The organism is Sphingobacterium sp. UBA7249 (assembly GCF_002472835.1).
Lineage (GTDB): Bacteria > Bacteroidota > Bacteroidia > Sphingobacteriales > Sphingobacteriaceae > Sphingobacterium > Sphingobacterium prati.
Window position 1 is genome coordinate 115,819 of record NZ_DKST01000030.1, and the last position, 16,564, is coordinate 132,382.

Annotated in this window: 14 protein-coding genes and 1 other RNA gene; 5 read left to right on the forward strand and 10 right to left on the reverse strand. The window is 42.1% G+C overall.

The features are described 5' to 3' along the window. The first annotated feature begins 102 nt into the window (after positions 1 to 102). Complete coding sequence (locus B4A24_RS21995; protein ID WP_172396667.1) at positions 103 to 921, forward strand: universal stress protein; 819 nt, start codon at positions 103 to 105, stop codon at positions 919 to 921. Positions 922 to 998: 77 nt separating this feature from the next. On the opposite strand, the gene B4A24_RS22000 is transcribed toward B4A24_RS21995, so the two are convergent. The 6 genes from B4A24_RS22000 to B4A24_RS22025 all read right to left on the reverse strand — a co-directional run bounded on the left by B4A24_RS22000 (position 999) and on the right by B4A24_RS22025 (position 6,872). Further along, positions 999 to 1,442 (reverse strand): hypothetical protein, encoded by a 444-nt coding sequence (locus B4A24_RS22000; RefSeq protein WP_293947103.1) that lies wholly within the window; start codon positions 1,440 to 1,442, stop codon positions 999 to 1,001. A 72-nt stretch (positions 1,443 to 1,514) separates the two neighbouring features. Continuing rightward, positions 1,515 to 2,018 carry a GNAT family N-acetyltransferase gene (locus tag B4A24_RS22005; protein WP_293947104.1) on the reverse strand — a complete coding sequence of 168 codons (504 nt, stop codon included), beginning with the start codon at positions 2,016 to 2,018 and terminating at the stop codon, positions 1,515 to 1,517. A gap of 296 nt (positions 2,019 to 2,314) precedes the next feature. Then, positions 2,315 to 3,466 carry a Gfo/Idh/MocA family protein gene (locus B4A24_RS22010; protein ID WP_293947105.1) on the reverse strand — a complete coding sequence of 384 codons (1,152 nt, stop codon included), beginning with the start codon at positions 3,464 to 3,466 and terminating at the stop codon, positions 2,315 to 2,317. 20 nt (positions 3,467 to 3,486) lie between these two features. Further along, positions 3,487 to 4,548 (reverse strand): sugar phosphate isomerase/epimerase family protein, encoded by a 1,062-nt coding sequence (locus B4A24_RS22015; RefSeq protein ID WP_293947106.1) that lies wholly within the window; start codon positions 4,546 to 4,548, stop codon positions 3,487 to 3,489. A gap of 67 nt (positions 4,549 to 4,615) precedes the next feature. Then, the gene (locus tag B4A24_RS22020) at positions 4,616 to 5,188 is read right to left on the reverse strand and encodes a gluconate 2-dehydrogenase subunit 3 family protein (RefSeq protein ID WP_293947107.1); all 573 of its coding nucleotides are present in this window, start codon (positions 5,186 to 5,188) and stop codon (positions 4,616 to 4,618) included. 4 nt (positions 5,189 to 5,192) lie between these two features. Then, positions 5,193 to 6,872: a GMC oxidoreductase gene (locus tag B4A24_RS22025; RefSeq protein ID WP_293947108.1), complete on the reverse strand. Its 1,680-nt coding sequence runs from the start codon at positions 6,870 to 6,872 to the stop codon at positions 5,193 to 5,195. A gap of 233 nt (positions 6,873 to 7,105) precedes the next feature. Between B4A24_RS22025 and B4A24_RS22030 the strand changes: the two genes are divergently transcribed. Next, on the forward strand, positions 7,106 to 7,954 hold the full coding sequence (locus tag B4A24_RS22030; protein ID WP_293947109.1) for an AraC family transcriptional regulator: 849 nt from the start codon (positions 7,106 to 7,108) through the stop codon (positions 7,952 to 7,954). A 44-nt stretch (positions 7,955 to 7,998) separates the two neighbouring features. Here the strand turns inward: B4A24_RS22030 and ssrA are convergent. The 3 genes from ssrA to B4A24_RS22045 all read right to left on the reverse strand — a co-directional run bounded on the left by ssrA (position 7,999) and on the right by B4A24_RS22045 (position 11,436). Further along, positions 7,999 to 8,366: a transfer-messenger RNA gene (gene ssrA / locus B4A24_RS22035) on the reverse strand. A gap of 200 nt (positions 8,367 to 8,566) precedes the next feature. Continuing rightward, complete coding sequence (locus B4A24_RS22040) at positions 8,567 to 9,049, reverse strand: hypothetical protein (protein WP_293947110.1); 483 nt, start codon at positions 9,047 to 9,049, stop codon at positions 8,567 to 8,569. A 356-nt stretch (positions 9,050 to 9,405) separates the two neighbouring features. Then, a complete protein-coding gene (locus tag B4A24_RS22045; RefSeq protein WP_293947111.1) occupies positions 9,406 to 11,436 on the reverse strand; it encodes a M3 family metallopeptidase in 2,031 nt (676 codons plus the stop codon). Between the two features lie 62 nt (positions 11,437 to 11,498). Between B4A24_RS22045 and B4A24_RS22050 the strand changes: the two genes are divergently transcribed. Continuing rightward, entirely contained in the window at positions 11,499 to 12,056 is a 558-nt protein-coding gene (locus B4A24_RS22050) for a hypothetical protein (RefSeq protein WP_293947112.1), read from the forward strand. Between the two features lie 102 nt (positions 12,057 to 12,158). On the opposite strand, the gene B4A24_RS22055 is transcribed toward B4A24_RS22050, so the two are convergent. Then, positions 12,159 to 13,364: a pyridoxal phosphate-dependent aminotransferase gene (locus B4A24_RS22055; protein WP_293947113.1), complete on the reverse strand. Its 1,206-nt coding sequence runs from the start codon at positions 13,362 to 13,364 to the stop codon at positions 12,159 to 12,161. Between the two features lie 211 nt (positions 13,365 to 13,575). Between B4A24_RS22055 and B4A24_RS22060 the strand changes: the two genes are divergently transcribed. Further along, positions 13,576 to 14,565 (forward strand): cation diffusion facilitator family transporter, encoded by a 990-nt coding sequence (locus B4A24_RS22060; protein ID WP_288809822.1) that lies wholly within the window; start codon positions 13,576 to 13,578, stop codon positions 14,563 to 14,565. 148 nt (positions 14,566 to 14,713) lie between these two features. Next, positions 14,714 to 16,504 carry a translation elongation factor 4 gene (gene lepA, locus B4A24_RS22065; RefSeq protein ID WP_108636416.1) on the forward strand — a complete coding sequence of 597 codons (1,791 nt, stop codon included), beginning with the start codon at positions 14,714 to 14,716 and terminating at the stop codon, positions 16,502 to 16,504. Positions 16,505 to 16,564 lie beyond the last annotated feature (60 nt).

A 16,564-nucleotide genomic window follows, 5' to 3' on the forward strand; every position in this document is an offset into this window, starting at 1 on the left:
AAATTGACGATGCTGAGACAATTATCCGGTTGATAGATTTATTATTTTTCGTTAACTTGATCGTAATAAAAAGGGTTATTTAAACGTATTAAATCGGATCATATGAAACGGATTATTGTTGCTACAGACTATGCTGCAGAGGCAGAACATGCCTTAAAATTTATACTTGAAGTTTTTGCTGGTAAAGAATATGAGATTGTCTTGTTTTCACTCCAGAATCCTTCTATCCACGCAATGAATGCACGTCTTTCTCCCGATTCCATGTTCAAGATTTTTGAACACCAAAACGAGATATTGAAACGTAAAGCCGAAGCTATAACCCTCCAGAACGGTGTGTCAACCGTCCCTTATTTGGCTACGGGGCTGTTCTATGATCAGATTACAAAGTGTATCCAGGAAACCGGTGCCGATCTTTTGGTCATGGGGATGGCCAAAAGGTCGTTCGACCAGGATATGTTGGGTAACACAACAACTGCCGCCATCAGTAAACTAAAAATCCCTATTCTCTCAGTTCCACTGGGAGCACAATTTAGCGGGCTTAAACATATTCTCTTCGCTTGCGATATCGTACGCGGCGTGCAAAAAGAGATCCTTGAAAAAGTGAAAGATTTCGCGACTGAGTTTAATGCGGTATTGGAAGTACTTAATATCCGTAAAACTGTTGAGCAGCTAAACGAGGAAAAGGGAAGTGAAACCCGGGAGGCAATCGGCAATGTCATGGGAATCGTTAGCTACTACTATAAAAATGTAACTTCCAATGAGGTGGTCAAAGCCATCCGTGATGAGGTTAAAGAAAGTGATACGGACCTATTGGTTATGATTCCGTATAAATATGGTTTCTGGAGTTCGCTGACTCATCGCAGCAAAACACGGATGATGGCTTCTGGCCTGGATGTTCCGCTGCTGACCATCTCAATATAGCTGGACAGAACTCAGGGATTTTTTATAGTGCATATAAAATTTGTTGCTGAAGAGCTTTGAGGAGATATGAATTTATTTCAGTGGATAAGTGGTAAAATTTTGTTCCACATCTGCTGATAGATCTTATCGTCCTGAACAAGCCCCTTATCTTCTTCGTAATAATTCGGTGAATCAAAGCTGCCGCCTCGATAACGTTCTATTCGAAATATGTTTAATACAATTGTGGCTGTACTATCGGAATGTGAACTAACTAAGAAGTTAAGGATTCTTTTTTCACCCTCTTTGAAGCCAATGATTGATTTATCTTTAAGGAATACACTGCTTTGAATAAAACCCGAAGGACGATCCAATTGTGCAATATAGTAACCGCTTTCGTGAAGCGCCCGCAAGACTTTTGTATAGACAGAATCCGCGGAAATCGCGACGGTCTTGGTCCGCTCCGGATTTTGTGCCGTGGCGAGATTGAACCAGAATAACATACAAAGAGTCAATAAGAAAAATACTTGTGATCGTCGTCTCATACCTATGGCGTTAAGAATGTAAAATAATTACTTAAAGCTAATGATAATTCTTTTGAGCGACAATTATGAAATTTAGCGCAATCTCTTTCCCAATATCTTTAGACTCCGTTCTACACCATCTAGCGTGGCAATATTTGGAAGATTCGCCCATTCCTGGAACCCCATTTTTTCAAATAGCGTGATGCTTGGAAGGTTGTGCGCAAAGATGAATCCTAATAAAGTATGTACTCCAAGTGACGGAGCTCTGTCTATACAGTACAGGAGGATTTGTTTGCCCAGTCCCCGGCCACGTTGCTGTTCATCCAGGTAAATGCTTATCTCTACGGTGGCATCATAGGCTGGTCGGCCATAGAAGGATTGGAAACTGACCCAACCTAGCATGTTGTTATTTTCGTCCTCTACCAACCAAAGCGGTCTTTTTGAAGGACTATGCTCGTCAAACCATTTTTGCCTACTTTCTACAGATACTGGGCTGGTGTCTGCTGTAACCATTCTCGATGCAATGGTGGTATTGTATATCGCTACGATACGGGATAAATCTGATTGTTGGGCATCCCGAAATGTTAACTGGCTCATGTTACATGTTGTTTAGAACTGACATCAAAAATATCAGTTTTACACAATAGTTGATACTTTTTGACAAAGTTTTTCATCCCGATGAAATTTTATCGTGTTTCTGATAGTCCACTTGTGGATACCAAACGCGACGTACTGCGGGATACGGTAATTAAGGGGCTAATGGATTGATATAAATCGTTCAAAAAAGTGATGAAAAACCAAAACTACTGAAGGATCCCGTAAGATATCTTATGGACCGTTCAGTAATTTCAGTAATCGCTACCGATTTTAAGCATGTTTTTTCGATCAGCGAATCAGAATGTTGTCCATTTTTGACTGGACTGTCCCGAGGCTATTACTGTTTCGATAAATTTCATGCCCCTCGCCCCATCTTCCACAGTTGGGAAGTCCAACATTGCTTCAGAAGGACTGCTATCGTTTATTTTTGCGAGGATTGTCGCTGAAAAATTTCTATAGATATTGGCAAATGCTTCGATGTAACCTTCCGGATGCCCGGCCGGTAAACGACTGTTGTGTTGCGCAAGTGGGACGAGATATTGTTGTCCTGCACGGAATATCTGTGCCGGTTCATTGAGCCATTTTAGCAGAAGGGTATTGGGGTCCTGCTGATTCCATTCCAAGCCTGCTTTTTCACCATATATTCTTATTTTTAAGGCATTCTCTTCCCCTGCCGCGACCTGTGAAGCCGACAATACACCTGTTGCATCATTTTCAAATCCCAGTAAGACATTCCCGTCGTCTTCTAATCGCCTTCCGTCTACGACAGTACGGAGATCTGCACATACTTTGGTTATTTTTAAACCAGAAATATATTCAGCCAAATGTGCAGCATGTGTTCCGATGTCTCCCATACAGCTGCTCAGCCCACCTTTTTCAGGGTCGGTTCGCCAGGCAGCAAGTGGCGATTCAGTCTCGATCAATGTACTGAGCCATCCCTGGGGATATTCGACCATGATTTTACGGATATTACCGAGCTTGCCGTCGCGGACTAGCTGTCGTGCTTGTTTGACCATGGGATATGCCGAATAGGTATAGGTAACGCAAAGAAGCAGTCCCGTTTCATTCACTTTCTGCTGCAATAACTCTGCTTCTTTTAACGTGAAAGTCATGGGTTTTTCCAGAAGCACATGAAAACCATTTTCGAGGGCAAGCATGGCCGGTTCGAAATGGGCAACATTTGGGGTTACAATGCTTACAAAATGCATCCGTTCGTCTGGAGGTAATTTACTTTCGCGCAGGATCATTTCTTGAAAATTTGCGTAGATTCGATCCGCCGGAAGCGAAAGTAGTGTTCCCGATTCTTTTGCTTTAACAGGATCAGAACTTAAAGCACCGCAGCATAGTTCGATCTGTCCATCTATACTCGCGGCCATGCGGTGTACGGCACCAATAAACGCATTCTTGCCACCACCTACCATGCCCATCCTGATTTTTCTGATTTCCATAATAACTTTATTTTATGCTGTTATTGGTCTGATAATCCTATCAATTTTCGGTTTAGGTCGTTGTCGCTGCCAGCAGAAGCAAAATTGTCGAATGCATGATCGCTTACCCGGATAATGTAATCCTTAATATGCTGTGCACCCTCGCGAGCCCCGTCCTCTGAATTCTTAAAGGCACATTCCCATTCCAAGACTGCCCATCCCTGGAAATTATATTGTGTCAATTTGGTAAAAATAGCCTTGAAATTTACCTGCCCATCCCCGATGGAACGAAAACGGCCGGCTCGTGCTTGCCAATTTTGGTAACCTCCGTAGACACCTTGACGGCCAGAAGGATTAAATTCTGCATCCTTTACATGAAACATTTTGATCCGCTCGTGGTAGATATCGATGAATTGTAGGTAGTCAAGGCATTGCAAGACAAAATGTGATGGATCATAGAGAATGTTCGCTCGTTTATGATAATTTACTTTCGCCAAGAACATGTCGAAACTGACGCCGTCGTGTAGATCCTCACCAGGATGAAGTTCATAGCAGAGATCCACATCGTATTGTTCGCCTGCATCCAATATGGGTAACCACATTTTTGCCAATTCGGTAAACCCTGTTTCGATCAAATTTTCTGGGCGCTGCGGCCAAGGGTATACATATGGCCACAGAAAAGCGCCGCTAAAAGTTGCTAGGGCTTTCAACTCTAGGTTGTTAGAGGCCTTGATGGCATAATGGAGCTGTTGTACAGCCCATTGTTGTCGTTCTTTTGGTTTATCATGTAGCTCTTGCGGGGCAAATGCGTCAAATAGGCTATCAAAAGATGGATTCACGGCTATCAGCTGTCCCTGGAGATGTGTCGATAATTCGGTAATCTCCAGACCGTATGATTGTACGGTAGCCTTTAGTTGCTGCGCATAATCTTTATCTTCCGCAGCCCTTTGAAGATCTATTAATCGCGCATCCCAGGTTGGTATTTGGATACCCTTATAGCCAATCGATGCTGCCCATTCACAGATGCCTTCCAGCGTATTGAAAGGTGCGTTATCTCCAGCAAATTGAGCCAAAAAAATAGCAGGTCCTTTAATTGTTGTCATACATGTTTTTTTTGTAAAAAGGCTACTCCTATAGGGAACCTTATTCGTTTGTTCGTTTTTCGTTATGTTAAGCCCAGGCTCTATCTCCTTTTTTATAAGGGACATCCCCTTCATACCTACCCGGTGCTTGGTTATAGCGGAGGGCTTGTTTATAGCCAATTTCTGAAGAGAAGTAACCCAGGAGTGTTAATTGCTTAAACATCGTGTAATAGTGATTGGGTGATTGCCCTTTTTGGAGCATATGTTCTTTGATTTCTTTATCGATAGCAGTCAGGAGGACAAGCCTTTGCTCAGCTGTGGCTTCCATGAAACCCACATCGTGCATTTTTTTGCAAGCCACATCCAATTTGTCCATCCCGTCGAGAAAGATCTGCTGATCCGGAGCTTCATAACAATCATTTACCATGATTGTCATAAACGAACCGACTTTGGCTGCTTTGGCTCCTGGACTTTTTTGTGTAGTGGGGAGTATGGTTTCAGCCACTTCGTCCAAGAATGCAACCTGTTGGGGAGTTAATTTGAGGCGTGCTTTAAGGTTGCGTTCCTCGCTGGAGCTGCAACCCGTCAAAAAAGCATTGCCGCCAATCACTGCCCCACCCGTAAGCAGGGCGATCATCTTTAAAAGTGTTCTTCTTTCCATTGGCTTAGCTATTATTTTTCTTTAGTTCATTGACTGCATGGTCTACGGCCCTCGCCGTTAGTGCCATATAAGTCAATGAAGGATTTTGGCAACCCGATGAGGTCATGCAAGCACCGTCTGTGACATATACATTAAGACAATCCCACACCTGATTCCATTTGTTGAGCACTGAAGTTTTGGGATCCAGTCCCATTCTCGCCGTTCCCATCTCGTGGATGCCATGTCCCATAGCATGGCCACCGTCCCAAGTCTTAATATTTTTTACACCTGCGATGCTCAACATCGCTTTCACTTCCGCAAGCATATCCTTGCGCATCTTCAGTTCATTCTCCTTTAGCTCAGCATCCATCGCTAGTACGGGTAGCCCCCATTTATCCTTTCGGTCTTTGTCCAGGGAGATTTTATTTTCATGGTAAGGGAGTATCTCTCCGAAAGCGGTCGCACCGATGGTCCATTGACCGGGCTCGGTGAGCGCATCCTTAAAATCACCTCCTATACTCAGTTCGGCGATATCCCTACTCCAGCCTTCGCGACTGGCACTACCTTGATAACCGAAACCACGCAGATAGTCTCTTTTGTCACTGCCAATATTGACAAATCGCGGTATATAAAATCCATTGGCTCTTTTGCCGAATATATAGCTGTCCTCGTAGCCTTCCACCATACCTGATGCACCGAGGTTGTAATGATGATCCATTACATTATGCCCCAGTTCGCCACTGCTGCTGCCCAGGCCTTCGGGCCATATATCTGTCGCGGAATTGAATAAGACCCATGTACTGTTGAGGGACGATGCACATAGAAAAACCACTTTACTTTTGAATTCGTAGGTTTGATTGGTCTCGGTATCCAACACTTCAACCCCAGTAGCCTTTTTAGTATCTTTATCGTACAATACTTGCCTGACCAGCGAATAGGGCCGGACGGTCAAGTTGCCGGTTTTCATTGCAGCGGGCAGGGTAGAGGACTGTGTGCTAAAATAGCCCCCAAAAGGACATCCTTCCCAGCATCGGTTTCTAAATTGACATTTTGATCGCCCCGGAATCAGGGCTGTTAGGTTTGCGGTTCGTCCAATGATCAGGTGTCGCTTGTCCCCATATTCTTGTTTAATACGTTTGGCGACATCTTTTTCTACGCAATTCAACTCCATGGGAGGCAAGAACTGTCCATCGGGAAGGTGTGCGATATTTTCGATGGATCCGCTGATTCCAGCAAATTTTTCAACATGGTCATACCAGGGGGCCACATCATGATAGCCAATTGGCCATGGGACAGCGATTCCATCCCGGGCGTTGGCTTCGAAGTCCATTGGGCTAAATCTATAGGACTGCCGACCCCATAGGGTAGAGCGTCCGCCCATACGGTAGCTACGCCACCAGGTGAAGGGTTTCAGTTCGGTATATGGACAATCTTCTTCGTTTACCCAGCCGTCCATAACCGCTTCTGAGGCCGCCCATCCGCGATGAATAACGGGGTATTTTTGTTTCTGTTCTATCGTCGTCCGTCCGCGGTGTGGGAGATCCCAGGGTTCCCGTAGCGCAGATTTATAATCTTTGATGTGCTCGTAGGGGCCGCCACGTTCCAACATCAGTACTTTCAAGCCCTTTTCACAAAGCTCTTTTGCGGCCCATCCGCCACTGATACCAGAGCCTACGACAATGGCATCATAGGTATTCGCTTCCATACTTTATTTTTATTGAAGTTGTGTTCATAATTAGTTTTTGGGTTTATAAGGTATTGCGGTATCCGCATACTGTTCAAAAGTGGTACCCTTATCTTAAGATAAATTTACAGCATCGACCAACCATCATTCAACTGCTATTTCAATAAAAAAATATGTTATCTTGTCATTTTTTTTGTTTTTAATTGTATATTATCTGTTTAGATAGCAGATGTATTTGCTATAAACCGTTTGTTATGAAAACACTGATCCAGAAAATACATGTTGAAGAACAATATTCGTTCGCTTGTCGGATGTATAGAACTCCGAATTTTGAAACGGCTTGGCATAGGCACCCCGAGTGTGAACTGATTGTAATCACGGCAGGGAATGGTACTGCACTTATCGGCGATTATATCGGCGATTACAAGCCGGGTGACGTGTTTTTTCTCAGCTCAGACCTGCCACATTGGTTTCGCAAATCTAAGCAGGACGCTATTGGCAGTGCAATCGTCGTTCATTTCCTAAAGGATTTTTTAGGGGATGCTTTTTTATCCTTGCCTGAAATGCATGTAATTGCTGGATTATTGAAAAATGAGAGCATGGGAATCCGACTCCAAGGAAGCAGTGGGCAGAATATTGCTCATATGATCCGACAAATAGAAAATATGGAGGGACTTGAGCGGATTCAGTTACTATTGAAATGCTTGGAACAGATCGGATTATCTGAAGAACAAAAAGTGATTACGATCGCGTTTGATACTTTTGCCGGCGGTGCGGAAAACGTGTTGATAGAAACAATAATAGATTACTCCTTCAAGAATTTCTTAAATCCGGTTTCGTTGAAAGAAGTCGCCGCCAATACAAATATGTCCGTTTCGGCATTTTGTCGTTTCTTTAAGAAGAACATAAAAAAGAGTTATTTTGATTTTATTAAGGAACTCCGGATCGGACATGCATGTAAACTGTTACGCGATACGGACCGGCCTATTTTGGATATCTGTTATAATAGTGGCTATAACAGTTGGGCACATTTCAGCAAACAATTTAAGGTGGTGACTAAGGTGTCTCCCTTAAAGTATAGAAAGCAATTTCGTACGGGATAGTCCTTTAAAAAAATAAGCCACATTAGCATTGAATGTGGCTTATTTAGTGGAGCTGGAGAGATTCGAACTCTCGTCCAGTCATGGTACTGTATACGCTTTCTACATGTTTAGCTTCTCTTTGATTGTCGGGCGAGGGAAGGTGAGTCGCTTACCTATACCGTACGCCGTAGTTGCTGTTTCTCACAAGTGCTTAGCAACATCACACTTGCCAGTTCTATCGTTCGATGCCCCGAATGTTAAACCAAAGAACAGGATCTAACGGGACAAATAGCTATGTTAAGTCTAACTTAAGCAGCTAAGGCGTAGTTTTCTTCGCCAGTTATAATTCTGAAAGTTCAGATTAAAGTGCTCTACTAACAACGCACTACATGCTTACATAACCGTCTCCATCCTGTCAATTCCGGTCAACCCCAATTATGTCCTACAAAGATACAGCTTTTTTGATGATAAATCAACACCAACCTATTTTTATTGGCATTACAACATCCTAAAATATCGGCATAGGAACACATGTTCATTTTATAACAGGCATAACGGATGCTGCGGAGCTGTTAAACATAACTTGGTATACTACGGTAAATTCAACTGCTATGAACGCTAAGGCAGCAAAATTTAAAATGAGATATTGATCTTATTCTCGCCCTGTATTTGGTCGTCTTCTTGTGTAGTGAATTTGCTTAGTGTTATTTTTTTGCCATCAATAGCACAGACAAATGTATCGGTGCTCTCATCAATTATCTTTCCTTTTTCCTGGTAGAATGCTTTCACTTTGTCGAAAGAGTCGGATGTAAATAAAAATAGGTCCCCAACTGGATTATTAGCTTGATCTGTAGAAAAGTTGTAGTAAGTAATTTTGCCATTGGGATACATGGGGATTAGTTTACATAGAACATCGGGAGCTGTTTCCGTTATGGCATCTCTAAAATAATAGTCCCTTCCACCTTTATCGTTTGGTGTGCCCTCGGCGGCAGAACTATCTTCAATATAATTGATCAGCAATGCCGCGCCTATCAGTATGGGAAGCCCGATTAAAATGCACTTGAAGAAAAATTTACGACGATTTTTATCTCGGAATAAGAAGTTGATTTCATTCATATTGTGGAAACGTTTGAATTGAGTCTAATTTTTATCTTTTTGAAGAATTAATAAATGGTGAAGATAGTAAAATCTTTGTAATTTGTGACAGTCAGGTTGCTAGGGGATTCCGGGGAGAAGATTTTTTTTAACAATAAACGGGGTATGCTTGACATAGCCTAGTCTCAGTTAAACTTTGAAATTCGGAATGAGCATTCAATGTTGTAGGGTAGGTCTAAGTTGCGTGATCAATTGTGGAAAGGGAATTTTAAAGAATAAGGTCCAAACCCGTTATGGAACTTGGACCTTATTCGATCATTGGACAGAATTTCTAAACTATCATTATTATTGATCAAAAATGACTTTGATACAGTTTTTTATTTTAATAATCCCGCGCGTTTAAGTAGGGGTTCGACAGATGGTTCCTGGCCTCTAAAGCGCTTGTAAAGTACCATTGGGTGTTCAGTTCCTCCTTTGGATAAGATATTTTCTTGAAATTTATGCGCAATTTCGGCGTTAAAAATGCCATTTTGTTTGAAGTAATCAAAGGCATCAGCGTCCAGTACTTCGGCCCACTTGTAACTGTAGTAGCCAGAGGAATACCCCCCGTTGAAAATATGGGAGAAAGCAGTGCTCATAGCGTTATCTTTCACGTCGGGATATAACTTCGTGGATGCGAATTGTTCATCTTCGAATGATTTCAAATCAGCAATGCCACTCGGGTCTTGCCCATGCCAGCCCATATCCAATAAGCCAAAGCTCAGCTGGCGCATCGTAGCCATTCCTTCCAGAAAAGATGCACTCTCACGGATTTTTTCCACGAGCTCCATTGGTATTACTTCGCCTGTTTCATAATGTTTGGCAAACAATTCTAGTGCCTCTTTTTCGTAACACCAGTTTTCCATTACCTGACTTGGTAACTCGACAAAATCCCAATAGACAGATGTACCGGATAAAGTTGGATAGATCGTATCCGCCAACATCCCATGTAGGGCATGTCCGAATTCGTGAAACAGTGTCGTTACTTCCTGAAAGGTCAACAAGGAAGGTTTCGTAGCTGTAGGGCGGGTGAAATTACATACAATGGATACATGAGGACGTTCTTTTTTTTCATTTTGTACATACTGCGGTTTGAAGGAGGTCATCCAGGCACCATTGCGTTTCCCTTTGCGTGGAAAGAAATCGGCATAGAATATAGCGACTAGCTCACCATTATCTTTGGTGACTTCAAAAGTCTGTACTTCTTCATGATAGGTGTCAATATCGTTGACTTCTTTGAAATTGATGCCAAATAGGCGGTGGGCAACCTCAAATGCACCGTCTAGGACATTCTCAAGCTTAAAATAGGGTTTCAGCTTTTCATCATCCAGGTTAAAGCGCTCCTGTTTTAGTTTTTCCGCATAGTAAGCGCCATCCCATTTCTCCAGCTGTTCAATCCCGTCCAGTTTCTTGGCAAAAGCACCTAATTCGGCAAATTCTTGCTGTGCAGCAGGTTTTGCTTTCCCCAGCAAATCATTCAAAAACGTGGTTACTTTTGTCGGATTTTGTGCCATGCGTTCAGCTAGTACAAAATCTGCATGGGTTGCATAACCTAATAATTTAGCACGTTCAAAACGTAGTTTTACGATTTTCAACACGTTTTCCACGTTGTTGTATTCATTGTCCTGAAAAGCCTTGCGTCCTGCTGCCAAAGTGATCTCCTTCCGCAATGCGCGATTATCTGCATAAGTGACAAAAGGAAGATAACTTGGGAAATCCAAGGTAAATAACCAACCCTCTTTTTCATTGGCTTTGGCTAAAGCATGGGCTGCCTCAATGGCTCCCTCCGGAAGTCCTGCCAGATCCTTCTCTTGGGTAACCAGGAGCTGATAGGCGTTGGTCTCCGCAAGAACATTCTCGCCGAATTTTAATTTTAAGAGCGATAGTTCGGCATCAATCGTACGTAACTGTTCTTTCTGCTCATCGTTCAATAACGCGCCATTTCGCACAAAATCTTTATAGGATTTCTCTAACAAAGTGGTTTGTTCTGCGGTAAGTGACAGCTGATCCTTTTGCTCATAGACTGCTTTTACACGTTTGAAAAGGTCAAAGTTTAAGGTGATGTCATTACCTAAAGCGGATAATTTAGGGGCAACATCTTGGGCGATCTTTTCAAGTTCATCATTGGTCTCCGCAGAATGTAAGTTGAAAAAGATGCTGGATAAACGATCTAAGGTCTGTCCAGAATAGGACATCGCTGCAATGGTATTATCAAATGTGGCTGGTTCGGGATTATTGACGATAGCGTCAACTTCATCTTTTGTCCTTTGAATTGCACGATCAAATGCAGGGATATAATCTTCGTTCTTTATTTGTGAAAACGGAGCGGTACCGTGCTTCGTTTCGAATTTTTCTGTTAAAATACTCATAGAGGTAAATGTAATAAATATTTGCTTGAAGCGCTAAAACCAATGTAAATTATGTGCTGAGAATGATATTTCCAGAAAATGGCTATCTTCGGAGCATGAAATTAAGAAGGATGTATTTACAGATCTTAGCTTTGATGATTGCTCTGGTACCGATGGTGGGATATGCGCAACGGGACTGTGATTCCTTGAAAATGGAAGTGCCAACTTTTTGCAAGCTTCTGGATGACGAGGCCCGAGTGGAATTTTCGAAAGATTATGCTAAAATCGCTGCCTGTATGGAGATTGACTCTGTCACGGAGATGTTGCTGGGCTATGATCTGGTCAAAATGAAAGCCTTGCAATTGCAACGGGAAAAAAATAGACTTTTCACTTACGGTGACTGGATGGATATGGTGACGGAACTGAAAGCAGGAAAGGAATACCAAAATGCGGCAGAGATGATGCAATTGATCCAGCATAGGATCAATCGTCCGGATTGGGAGCAATTACTGAAGCTAATGAAAACTAGCTTGCTGCCCAGTCACCTGGAGGCCCTTGAGCTTGATAAAGTAGAAAAATTACTTTTTGACCCGAAAAATAAAGAAAAGAAATTCATTGAGGTAATGGAACACATTAGGTAAAGAAGATCTGTGATCATAGTCTCCTGAAGGAAATATAGTAAAGTATATAAAAATGGGCTGTCCAGTTTTCCTGAACAGCCCATTTTCAATGTTTAATACTGATTATGCTAGTTTGCCTAATGCTGCTTTAATGCGCTTTAATGCTTCGATCAAACTTTCGTCTGAAGCGGCATAAGATAAGCGAATGTAGTTGTCATTACCAAAAGAGTCACCGCCTACAGTAGCGACGTGACCAACATTCAATAAATATAAAGCGAGATCAGATGAGTTTTTGATGATATTGCCGTCTTGGTCTTTCTTGCCAAAGAAGGATGAAATTTCAGGGAAGAAATAGAATGCGCCTTCTGGAAGATTGGTACGTACACCTGGGATATCACTCAATAGATCGTAAACCAATTGGCGGCGGCGCGCAAAAGCTTCTTTCATTTTATTGACTGACTCTAACCCTTGTTCATAGGCAACAATCCCTGCACGTTGTGAAATTGAGCAAGTTCCAGATGTTGTCTGTCCTTGCAATTTATCATTTGCCGCAGCAATTGTCTTGTTGGCTGCAATATAGCCCAAACGCCAGCCTGTCATGGCAAAGGCTTTTGAAAAACCATTGATGATAATAACGCGATCTTTGATGTTGTCAAACTGTGCAATGGACTCGTGTTTATCCACAAAGTTGATGTGCTCATAGATCTCGTCAGATAGAATAAATACCTGCGGGTGCTTTTCGAAAACTTTAGCCAATGCTGCTAATTCATCTTTACTATAAACTGTCCCTGTTGGATTGTTTGGTGAAGAGAACATAAACAATTTGGTTTTTGGCGTAATAGCCGCTTCCAATTGCGCTGGCGTAATCTTAAAGTTATTGTCGATTTCTGTACTGATAAATACTGATTTTCCCTCGGCTAAAACAACCATTTCAGAGTAAGATACCCAGTACGGTGTAGGAATAATGACTTCATCACCTGGGTTGATCAATGTTAAGATCACATTAGACAGGGATTGTTTTGCACCTGTTGAAACGACGATCTGCGAAATATCATAGTCCAGATTATTCTCTGTCTTCAATTTATTTACGATCGCCTGACGCAATTCAGGGTATCCCGGTACTGGCGAATAACGTGTCCAGTTTTCATCCAAGGCCTTCTTTGCTGCATCTTTTACATGTTCAGGAGTGTTAAAATCAGGTTCACCTACGCTAAGGCTGATTACATTAACGCCTTTTGCTGCTAATTCGCGGCCCAACTTGGTCATTTTAAGTGTAGCCGATTCGGACAAATTATTTATCCTGTCTGATAAGTATGATGATGTGCTCATGGTGAGACAAAGATATTATATACGTTGCAAATAATTGTGTTTATTTTTGAAAATTTACAAAGAAAAGGGTGGTTTTTATTGGGGCTTTGGTAATAAAAAGCAATTGTCGCGATTTAGCCCATCAATATCGACTTTTTTTGATGTTGATGTGTAAAACTAATCAATTTGATTTGACGTTATATCTTTACCTTTGCCTTACAAAATGCAGATCATGTCGAGACAAACAAGATTGGTTTTATTATCGCTGTTTACAGGAATAGGTTTAATGATTATTAAGTTTGTTGCCTATTTTCTAACAGATTCCAGCGCTATCTTTACAGATGCTGCCGAAAGTATCGTCAATGTGATCGCTTCTGGTTTCGCTTTCTACAGTATCTATCTTGCTGCGCAACCTAAAGATGAAAATCATCCCTATGGTCATGGCAAAGTCGAGTTTTTCTCCGTTTTCCTTGAGGGAGGACTGATTTTTATTGCTGGAGCGATTATTTTAGCCAAAGCCTGTTATAATATCTTTTTTCCGGCAGAAATCACTCATCTCGAACAGGGGATCTACTTGATCGGAATTACCTCGCTGATCAATTTTGCTGTGGGATTTTATATCATGAAAAGGGGACGCGTTCTGGGATCTATTACCTTGGTAGCCGATGGTAAACATCTCCAGGTGGATGCTTATAGCACGATTGGCTTGATATTAGGCTTATTCTTGATGAAGCTGACAGGTTTCCAATGGATCGACGTAGTGATCTCCATTATATTGGGTCTCTTTATCTTGTTTAATGGCTACAAATTGCTTCGACAGTCTATTGGTGGACTGATGGATGAATCAGATACCGAGCTTGTGCAGGATGTGGTAGCGATTTTGGAACGTAATCGTAAGCCTGAGTGGATTGATGTGCATAATCTTAGGGTGCAGCGCTATGGCAACGAACTGCATGTCGATTGTCACCTGACTTTGCCAAGTTACCTCGATCTAGTGAAAGTACATGATGAGATTTCAGCTGTCGATAAAATAGTTAATAAGGAAATGTCCGTGCGTACCGAGTTTTTTGTCCATGCGGATCCTTGTCTCCCGCAATGTTGCCGTTATTGCCAGGTTGCAGACTGCCCAATACGTTCGGAGCGGTTTAAGGGGAAAATCGCCTGGGATATGGATAAGGTGACCCGCAACCAGAAGCATTTTTCCTACGCCGTAGCAGACTAGAAATGAAAATGCTTTTTGCCTGTGCATCATGCGCATAGCAAAACTTTTTGTCCGCCTCCAGTCCGCAAACGAAAAATATACTTGATTCTATAAATATGTATAAAAAAAGGTATCTTTGCCTTTTAGCAAAAGAGTTTAAAAATCCTATATGAAGCACATTCGTAATTTCTGTATTATTGCGCATATTGACCATGGCAAAAGTACTTTGGCAGACCGCCTTTTAGAGTATACCAATACCATTAGTCAGCGCGAGGCACAGGCACAATTACTTGATAATATGGATTTGGAACGTGAACGTGGTATTACGATCAAGAGTCACGCCATCCAAATGAATTATAAAAAAGATGGTCAGGAATATATTTTGAACCTGATTGATACTCCTGGACACGTTGACTTTTCTTATGAAGTATCCCGTTCTATCGCCGCCTGTGAAGGGGCATTGTTGATTGTGGATGCCTCACAAGGTATTCAGGCACAGACAATTTCAAACTTATATTTGGCTTTGGAGCATGACTTGGAAATCATCCCGATCTTAAACAAGATGGATCTTCCAGGGGCCATGCCCGAAGAGGTGAAAGATCAAATTGTTGATCTGATCGGTGGTGAACGTGAGGCAATTATTCCTGCTTCGGGAAAGACAGGCCTTGGGGTACCAGATATCCTGGAAGCCATTGTTGAACGTATACCACATCCTGTGGGGGATGCTGATGCACCGTTACAGGCCTTGATTTTTGACTCGGTATTTAATTCATTCCGTGGGATCATGGCTTATTTCAAAGTTGAAAATGGCGAGATCCGTAAAGGGGATAGAGTAAAGTTCGTGGCGACAGGCAAAGAATATTTTGCGGATGAGATCGGTACTTTGAAGCTTAATCAGGTGCCAAAAGAAGTCATTAAAACCGGGGATGTAGGGTATATTATTTCTGGTATCAAGGAAGCACGTGAAGTGAAAGTAGGGGATACCATTACACACAAAGATCGCCCTTGCGGTCAAGCGATCCAAGGATTTGAGGAAGTAAAACCAATGGTCTTTGCCGGTATCTATCCTGTAGATACAGAAGACTACGAGGAATTACGTGAATCAATGCACCGCCTGCAGTTGAACGACGCTTCTTTGGTGTTTGAACCTGAATCCTCAGCCGCCTTAGGTTTTGGTTTCCGTTGTGGTTTCTTGGGTATGCTCCACATGGAGATTATTCAGGAGCGTTTGGAAAGAGAGTTTGACATGACGGTAATTACTACCGTTCCCAACGTATCTTACAAAGCGTATATGACGAAGGATAAGGAAGAAGTGATCGTGCACAACCCGTCGGACTTACCTGATCCAAGTAAATTAGATTCGATCGAAGAACCTTATATCAAGGCGAATATCATTACCAAATCGGACTTTGTAGGGCCGATCATGTCGCTGTGTATTCAAAAACGCGGTACGATCATGAATCAGCATTACCTGACTTCGGACCGTGTAGAATTGGTTTTTGAAATGCCAATGGGTGAGATCGTATTTGACTTTTATGATAAGTTGAAAACAATTTCCAAAGGATATGCTTCATTTGACTATCACCAGATCGGTTACCGTACTTCGGATCTTGTTAAATTGGATATCCGGTTGAACGATGAGCCTGTAGATGCATTGTCTTCTTTGATCCACCGAAGTAATGCCTACGATTTCGGTAAGAAAATCTGTGAGAAATTGAAAGAATTGCTCCCGCGCCAACAATTTGAAATCCGGATCCAGGCGTCTATTGGTGCGAAGATTATCGCCCGTGAAACGATCTCTGCATTACGTAAGGATGTAACCGCGAAATGTTATGGTGGTGATATCTCCCGTAAACGTAAATTGTTGGAAAAACAGAAGAAAGGTAAAAAACGCATGCGTCAGGTTGGGAACGTAGAAATTCCACAATCTGCATTTATGGCGGTATTGAAATTGGATTAATAACATTTTAAATTATACAAAATAAAGGAGCTCTTGGGCTCCTTTTAAATACAATCAAAT

What these genes read in the sequence shown, in the direction of transcription:
- B4A24_RS22060 (WP_288809822.1), top strand. Translation starts at nt 13,576, where the DNA reads ATGTCGAGACAAACAAGATTGGTTTTATTATCGCTGTTTACAGGAATA.
- B4A24_RS22020 (WP_293947107.1), bottom strand. Translation starts at nt 5,188, where the DNA reads ATGGAAAGAAGAACACTTTTAAAGATGATCGCCCTGCTTACGGGTGGG.
- B4A24_RS22045 (WP_293947111.1), bottom strand. Translation starts at nt 11,436, where the DNA reads ATGAGTATTTTAACAGAAAAATTCGAAACGAAGCACGGTACCGCTCCG.
- lepA (WP_108636416.1), top strand. Translation starts at nt 14,714, where the DNA reads ATGAAGCACATTCGTAATTTCTGTATTATTGCGCATATTGACCATGGC.
- B4A24_RS22000 (WP_293947103.1), bottom strand. Translation starts at nt 1,442, where the DNA reads ATGAGACGACGATCACAAGTATTTTTCTTATTGACTCTTTGTATGTTA.
- B4A24_RS21995 (WP_172396667.1), top strand. Translation starts at nt 103, where the DNA reads ATGAAACGGATTATTGTTGCTACAGACTATGCTGCAGAGGCAGAACAT.
- B4A24_RS22025 (WP_293947108.1), bottom strand. Translation starts at nt 6,872, where the DNA reads ATGGAAGCGAATACCTATGATGCCATTGTCGTAGGCTCTGGTATCAGT.
- B4A24_RS22015 (WP_293947106.1), bottom strand. Translation starts at nt 4,548, where the DNA reads ATGACAACAATTAAAGGACCTGCTATTTTTTTGGCTCAATTTGCTGGA.
- B4A24_RS22055 (WP_293947113.1), bottom strand. Translation starts at nt 13,364, where the DNA reads ATGAGCACATCATCATACTTATCAGACAGGATAAATAATTTGTCCGAA.
- B4A24_RS22040 (WP_293947110.1), bottom strand. Translation starts at nt 9,049, where the DNA reads ATGAATGAAATCAACTTCTTATTCCGAGATAAAAATCGTCGTAAATTT.
- B4A24_RS22005 (WP_293947104.1), bottom strand. Translation starts at nt 2,018, where the DNA reads ATGAGCCAGTTAACATTTCGGGATGCCCAACAATCAGATTTATCCCGT.
- B4A24_RS22030 (WP_293947109.1), top strand. Translation starts at nt 7,106, where the DNA reads ATGAAAACACTGATCCAGAAAATACATGTTGAAGAACAATATTCGTTC.
- B4A24_RS22050 (WP_293947112.1), top strand. Translation starts at nt 11,499, where the DNA reads ATGATATTTCCAGAAAATGGCTATCTTCGGAGCATGAAATTAAGAAGG.
- B4A24_RS22010 (WP_293947105.1), bottom strand. Translation starts at nt 3,466, where the DNA reads ATGGAAATCAGAAAAATCAGGATGGGCATGGTAGGTGGTGGCAAGAAT.